The following is a 6,600-nucleotide window of genomic DNA, read 5'->3' as shown; positions in this document are numbered from 1 at the left end:
GACGCCGGTCCGCTAAACGCGCCTGGCGGCCCAGCCACTCCGCCGCCATGCGAACCGATTCCGCCTCCTTCCCTTCCAGCTCCAGAAGAACCATCGAGGAAAAGGGCGGATAGCGGAGCTGGCGCCGGTACTCGATTTCCTGTCGGTAAAATTCGGCATAGTCCTGAGCCGCGGCGGCGACGATGGCGTAATGCTCCGGCTGAAACGTCTGAATCACCGCCTCCCCCCGGCGCGCCCCTCTCCCGGACCGTCCCACAACCTGCGTCAGCAATTGGAACGTCCGTTCGGCGGCGCGAAAGTCCGGGAAGTGAAGCGATTGATCCGCGAGCAAAACGCCGACCAGCGTGACGTGAGCGAGATCCAACCCCTTCGTCACCATTTGCGTTCCGATCAAAATGTCCGTTTCTCGAAGCGCGAGGGATCGCAAAATCGATTCGTGTTTCCCCCGCTTTTTGACCGCGTCGCGGTCCATCCGCGCGATCCGCGCATCGGGAAAGAAGTGGTGCAGCTCCCGCTCCACCCTTTCGGTTCCGACGCCGAGGGGAAAAAGTTTCCCCTGTCCGCACTTGGGACAGGGGATGTCGCTCGGCTGCGATTGTCCGCAGTGATGACAGAGGTACGTCTTCTCCCGTTCATGATACGTGAGCGAAACGCTGCAATTCGAACAACGCAGATGTTCTCCGCACGAGGGACAGAGGACGCAGGGGGCGAATCCCCGGCGATTGAGAAACAAGACCACCTGTTCGTCGCGCTCGAGCGTTTGAGCGATCGCTTCGCGAAGAGGCGTGGAAAAAAACCCTTTCTCGCCAAAGCGAGGGAGTTCCCCCCGAAGATCGACAATCCGGACCAAGGGCAAATCGTGGCCGGTGACTCGATGCGGGAGGGTGAGGAGTTCGACTTCCCCCCGATGCGCGGCTTTGAAAGTCTCGAGAGATGGGGTCGCCGAACCGTATAAGAGTATGCCCCGCTCGGTTTCCGACCGCTCGCGAATCAGTTCCCGAGCGTGATAGAGCAGCCCCTCTTCCTGTTTGTACGAGGAGTCATGTTCCTCGTCGATCACGAAGAGACCGATTTTTTCGAGCGGAGCGAACACGGCGCTCCGGGCACCGACGACCACCGTGGCTTCCCCTCGCCGGATCCGCTTCCATTCCGCTAAACGCTCGCTTTCCGACCGTCCGCTGTGCAGAACGGCGATCCTCTCGCCGAAACGCGCCCGGAAACGCCCGACAAATTGAGGCGTAAGAGATATCTCGGGAACCAACGCGAGAACCGTTTTCCCCTGACCCAGCGCCTTTTGAGCGGCTTGAAGGTAGATCTCCGTCTTTCCGCTCCCCGTAATTCCGTGGAGAAGAAATTTCTCGTGTTGTCCCTTTTCCAGAGCCGAGTAGATCCGCTCGGCCGCCGCCGTCTGCGGTCGCGATAGCACGACGGGAGGTGCGTTCACGAACGTGGCGTCGTACGCCGCCTCGGAAGTCCGCTTTTTTACGCGCGCACGCTCCGGGCGAAGGAAACTTTCGATCCGAATCCATCCGTCCCGCTCCAGCTTTCGAAGCGTACGGGTTGCCGCGGGATTCCGCCGGATGGTAGCGACCCAATCAAGCCCCCTGCTCTTTCGAATCCTCGCGAGCCAACGGCGGGCCTCCAGATCGGTGGGTTCCCCTTCTTGGTCGGTGGCCGCAAGACGCCGCCGCGTTTGCCGGATGAGCCCCGGCGGCAACATCGTCTGGATGGTCTCCCCCAGAGAAACGCCGTAGTGCTTCGCCATCTTTCGCGCCAGGGCCATGAGCGACGGCGTCAGAATCGGAATATCATCCAAAATGGCTTCAATCGATTTGGTCTTCACTTCCCCCGCGGACGGGGGGAGAGCGACGACATAACCGGTCATCGACCGATGTCGGAACGGGACCAGGACCCGCTGTCCTACGGTTACGGATCCCGCCTCATCGGGTACGTCGTACGTAAACGTCGAATCGAGAGGGAGTGGAAAGGCCACTTCCACAAACCGCGCCACGCACCCTCTTTATCCGGAACGAACCAAGAATGGAATCCAACGTCCTATCGCTTGGGAGAAGCGGAGCGAACCTCGAAGAGCGAGTCCGCGATGGGCCCGTCCACATCCACGCTGGTGATCTCCGTCCGCTCCGTCAGCTTTCCCTGAACCGACACTTCGATGATCTCGGGGTATGGAATTCGGAATCGGGGAGGATTGGAAATCGAGAATCGGTGGCTCTTTCCGCCCAACTCCGCGGCCATCGGCCGGTTTTCGTTCTTGGCGAATATCACGCGCGATCCGGCGGCGTCCCCGATTTCGAAACCGACTTCGCGGTCGCGCAGGACCCATCGAGCCACGTCACTCGTCACACCGGCCTGTCGAAAACCGGCCGTCAGTCGCTTGGAGTCCCCGTACACGTAGAAAAGACCGGCGGCACCCATCACTTCCATCGGCGGGACTACGTCGAATTTCCCCTGAAACAGTCGCCCCGCTTTTTGAGGACCGACGATCCAGTCCACATTTCCTTGGGCGTACGACATGGTCTTTCGATAGAGACCGGGGCGTTTCATCCAGAGTTCTTCGTCCAGCGATCCGGCCGGCTGACCGTTTTCATACAGCGTGGTTTTTTGCCGGACGTGAATCGTCCTTACGGATTTGGTTCTCCCCACCCATTTGTTGATGACAAACGAAGGGGGCGGAACAAACGCCGCTGCCAGCGTCGGGAGCACAATAAGCGGAATCACCCATCGAGCCCGTTTCATTTTTCGCCCACAATTTCCCGCGCGAGACGCCGGACGATCGGCGCCAAATCTTTTCGATCCGTGGCGTAGATCATATTGGCCTCGAGATATCCGGGCGGTTGGCCGACGTCCAAACGCCTCCCTTCAAACGGAACCGCCACAAGGCCCTTGCTTCGAGCCAATTCCGCCAACCCGTCGGTCAACTGAATTTCGCCGATGGCGCCGGGATCAATCTTCTCCAGCGCCGAAAAAATTACCGGGTCCAAGACGTAGCGTCCCACGATCGCCCACCGGCTCGGAGTCTCTTTCGGGGACGGTTTTTCGACGATCGTTTCCACGCGAAAAGGTTTCCCGGAGTCCATATCCGGCCCCGCGACGATCCCGTAGGATTTGACGGCGTCGTCCGCCACCCTCTCCACGGCGACCGCCGAACAACCCTCTTTGGCCGTCACGTCGATCAGCTGGCGGACACACGGCACGTTGGATCGAATCAGATCATCGGGCAACACGACCACGAAAGGCCTGTGTCCCACCTCTTCCTTCGCACACCAGACCGCATGGCCGAGTCCCTTCGGCTCCGGTTGATAGGCTTTGCGGAATTTTACCTTCTTGAGGAGTTCGCGATGACGTTTCAAAAGGTCGAGCTTCCCTCTCGCTTCGAGAAGTTGCTCCACCGGGCCCCCCATGGAGAAATGTTCAAAGATCGATTCTTTTTCGGAACCGATGACCAGAATGATTTCGTCGATCCCGGACTGTGCGAGTTCATCGACGACGTACTCCAACGCGGGCCGATCGACGATCGGCAAAAGCTCTTTGGGAACAACTTTGGTGGCCGGGAGAAACCGAGTGCCGAGACCGGCCGCAGGAATAACCGCCGTGCGGGGCTTCATGCCTCCATCCGACGCTCTTGCTCCTCCATCTCCGTCTTGCACTCGATACACTGGGTGGTCACCGGGCGGGCCTTAAGCCGCTCTTCATCGATGCCTTCCCCGCAGATTTCACAAACGCCGAAGCTGCCGTCATCAATCCGCTCGAGAGCTTCTTTCATTTTGAGGATCAACTTGCGTTCGCGGTCTTTAATCCGAAGTAAAAAGTTACGGTCGATTTCCGCGGAAGCTTGGTCGGTCATATCGGCGTAGTTCTCCTGCGCCTCCGTCAGATCCCCCAGCGACGCGCGCGCCTGTTTGACCAGCTCGTTCATCCGACCGGTGATGATCCCGCGAAACATATCCAGCTTTTTCTTCGTCATAGCAACCCTCCGGTTCAACTAATGCGCTAATTTGCGCCGAGCCGATGTTTATAGCGTTTTCGGTCCCCCCTTTTCAACTATTTGAAGAGGGAACCAAAACGGCCGTCCCTTCTATGGCTCCCTGTTTCAGCAATAATAGTGCACGGTTAGCTTCGTCAAGCGGAAAGATCTCCACCCTCGCGCGCACGGGGATTTTCGCCGCTAACGTGAGCAGCTCCTCTCCGTCCCGCCTCGTATTCGATTCGACGCTCGTAAAGACTTTCTCATGAAAGAAATGCTCCTTGTAGGTCATCTCGGGAATCGTCGTCAGATGAATTCCGGCGCTCACGAGTCGTCCCCCCTTTCCCAGCGAGCGCAGAGCGGGCGGCACCAGGTTGCCGACGGGGGCAAAAAGAATCGCCGCGTCCAGTTTCACCGGCGGAATCTCGTCCGCCTCCCCGACCCAGCGGGCGCCTAAGTCGCTCGCCAGTTTTCGGTGCTTCGCTCCCCTCGTCGACACATACACTTCGCACTCCAAGTGCCGCGCCACCTGAATCGTGATGTGCGCGGAAGATCCGAACCCGAAAAGCCCCAGACGCGCACCCGGTCCGACGTCGCATCGTTTGAACGCGCGAAAGCCGATGATCCCCGCGCAAAGAAGCGGCGCCGCCTCATCCTCCTTAAATCTGTCCGGAATCCTGTACGCGTAGGGTTCAGGAACCACGGCATACTCGGCGTAACCGCCGTCGGCGTCGTATCCCGTGTAGCGCGACATTTCACAGAGATTCTCGTTTCCCCTTCGGCAGTCTTCACACTGGCCGCAGGTCGATCGAAGCCAAGCGATTCCGACGCGATCCCCCTTCTTAAACTTCGACGTCAGCCGGCCCTTCTGATCGACAACGCCGACCACCTGATGCCCCGGAACGATCGGAAGCTTCCTGGATGGAAGATCCCCCTCAATCACGTGTAAATCGGTCCGGCAGACCCCGCAGGCTCGAATCCGGACACGAATCTCTCCTGCTCCCGGTTCCGGCGGCGGGAGTACGAGAAGGTGGAGCGGGGAATTTTCCATTCCCGCCTGTCTTTCGCACACCATCGCTTGCATTTCGGCGCCACGATACCGCGGGAGTTTTCCTCCGTCGACGGATTGAACCGCATTTAAAAAGAGTTATTGTTCCGGCCGTGGAGAACGCCCTTTACGTCGTTCGTATTTCCGTCCTGGCGGCGCTGATCAGCGGTTCGGCCGTTTCCGCGCCGCTCGACGACCACGAATATGCCTCCGTCCAAAAGGTCGCCACCGGCCTTCCCGACGCCGAATTTCTCGCTCCGGGCGGAAAAACCACCGTCAAGCTGAGCGCGCTTCGGGATCAAAACAACCTCCTATTGGTGAGCTTCTTCGCGCCGTGGTGCGAGAACAGCAACAACGAAGCCTCATTCCTTCCGCTATTAAATGAGCGTTACCGCAAGAAGGGGCTCAAAATCGTTTTGGTCAGCGAGTACGGATCGCCCGACGAGGTTCGGAAGTTCGTGGACAAATACAAACTTCCCTTCCCTCTCCTCATGGAAAGCTGGTCGAAAGATTCCGACGTCCGCCAATCTACGTATCATTACCGGGTACGAACGAAACTGGGCGACACACGGAAATGGGGAACGCCGACCAATCTCCTATTTGTAAAGCCATCGAACGGCACGTATGCGATTTTCGGAGAGATGATCGAACGAGAACTCTTCACACTTCTGGATTCCGTCCCCCCCATATCAAAGTAGAAACTGATTCTAGGTTTATGGCTGACTCACCCCAATGCCGCGCAAATAGCCCCAACTCCAGGCGACCCAGGGCTGAAGAGCACGTGTCCCAGGTTGAGGCGCGTCCGACGCACTTTCCCTGCATGAACCCATAAATATTTCTAATTAATTCAAGCGGATGGCATGGAACGGGAATTGCTTAATTCGATAGACCATGGACCCGAATAGGGAAAATTGGACTCGGAAAGAGTCCCTGTTGACGCCGCGCATTAGTTGTGTTATTGCACCGCGTCAAGAAATGGAATCATACAACGAGGAAGTACCATGAACACGAACCCCACGCTCAGGACCCTAAGCATTGGCGCAATCGCATTTCTTATCGCGGCCAATACTGCAAGGCCGGCCGCAGCTCAAAATCCAGCCTCTAACGATCCACTCGAAAAGTTACTGAACTTCATGGACATCAAACTGGAACCCTACGTCAATACGCGGAAGCCCCACATCGACCCGAAGATGTTGGAACTAGACCGTCTCGACCACGCCTTGATCATGCAAACTTGGGAAACTGCAGCTGGTGATCCATCTGTGAAAGACGGTCTCATGGATATCCGCGTGGAGGCTTTAAAGACGAGAAAATTTACTGGCGGCAGAACCTATAGGCTCAAATTCGTCATCAATCCCGGAGCGCAAGAATTCACGAATGAAGATCGAACTGCGGCGACAGCGGATGGTGGTTGTGAAGCCAATTCGGCTCATGGCGGGTCAGGATTGACTGAAAAATCCCGAGACCAAAGAGTTATCGAGAAGTACATCGCGTCCCCCGTCACTCCAAACCAGGATGAAATCAAGAACTGGAGACCGAAACCGATCGAAGGAATCATGACCATGAAGGT

At 57.7% G+C, this 6,600-nt stretch carries 7 protein-coding genes; 2 read left to right on the top strand and 5 right to left on the bottom strand.

Annotated features, from left to right (window positions below; genetic code table 11):
- The 5 genes from priA to VI895_06030 form a co-directional block, all read right to left on the bottom strand.
- The coding region (priA, locus tag VI895_06050; protein HLG19364.1) for a primosomal protein N' at positions 1-2,011 on the bottom strand (2,011 nt) is incomplete at its 3' end.
- 44 nt (positions 2,012-2,055) lie between these two features.
- On the bottom strand, positions 2,056-2,754 hold the full coding sequence (locus VI895_06045; GenBank protein ID HLG19363.1) for a hypothetical protein: 699 nt from the start codon (positions 2,752-2,754) through the stop codon (positions 2,056-2,058).
- Complete coding sequence (locus VI895_06040; protein HLG19362.1) at positions 2,751-3,623, bottom strand: UTP--glucose-1-phosphate uridylyltransferase; 873 nt, start codon at positions 3,621-3,623, stop codon at positions 2,751-2,753. Before VI895_06040 ends, VI895_06045 begins: the two co-directional genes overlap by 4 nt.
- A complete protein-coding gene (gene dksA, locus VI895_06035; protein ID HLG19361.1) occupies positions 3,620-3,982 on the bottom strand; it encodes an RNA polymerase-binding protein DksA in 363 nt (120 codons plus the stop codon). Before dksA ends, VI895_06040 begins: the two co-directional genes overlap by 4 nt.
- Positions 3,983-4,055: 73 nt before the next feature.
- Positions 4,056-5,057: a zinc-dependent alcohol dehydrogenase family protein gene (locus VI895_06030; GenBank protein HLG19360.1), complete on the bottom strand. Its 1,002-nt coding sequence runs from the start codon at positions 5,055-5,057 to the stop codon at positions 4,056-4,058.
- A gap of 86 nt (positions 5,058-5,143) precedes the next feature.
- On the opposite strand from VI895_06030, the gene VI895_06025 reads away from it, so the two are divergent.
- Both VI895_06025 and VI895_06020 read left to right on the top strand, forming a co-directional pair.
- Positions 5,144-5,728 (top strand): TlpA disulfide reductase family protein, encoded by a 585-nt coding sequence (locus VI895_06025; protein ID HLG19359.1) that lies wholly within the window; start codon positions 5,144-5,146, stop codon positions 5,726-5,728.
- Positions 5,729-6,031: 303 nt separating this feature from the next.
- Positions 6,032-6,600 (top strand): hypothetical protein (locus VI895_06020; GenBank protein HLG19358.1); only part of this gene is annotated, 569 nt, incomplete at its 3' end.

The sequence above is a fragment of the Bdellovibrionota bacterium genome (genome assembly GCA_035292885.1).
In the GTDB taxonomy this organism is placed as follows: Bacteria; Bdellovibrionota_G; JALEGL01; order JALEGL01; family DATDPG01; genus DATDPG01.
This window is presented reverse-complemented; position numbering and strand designations above follow the sequence as displayed.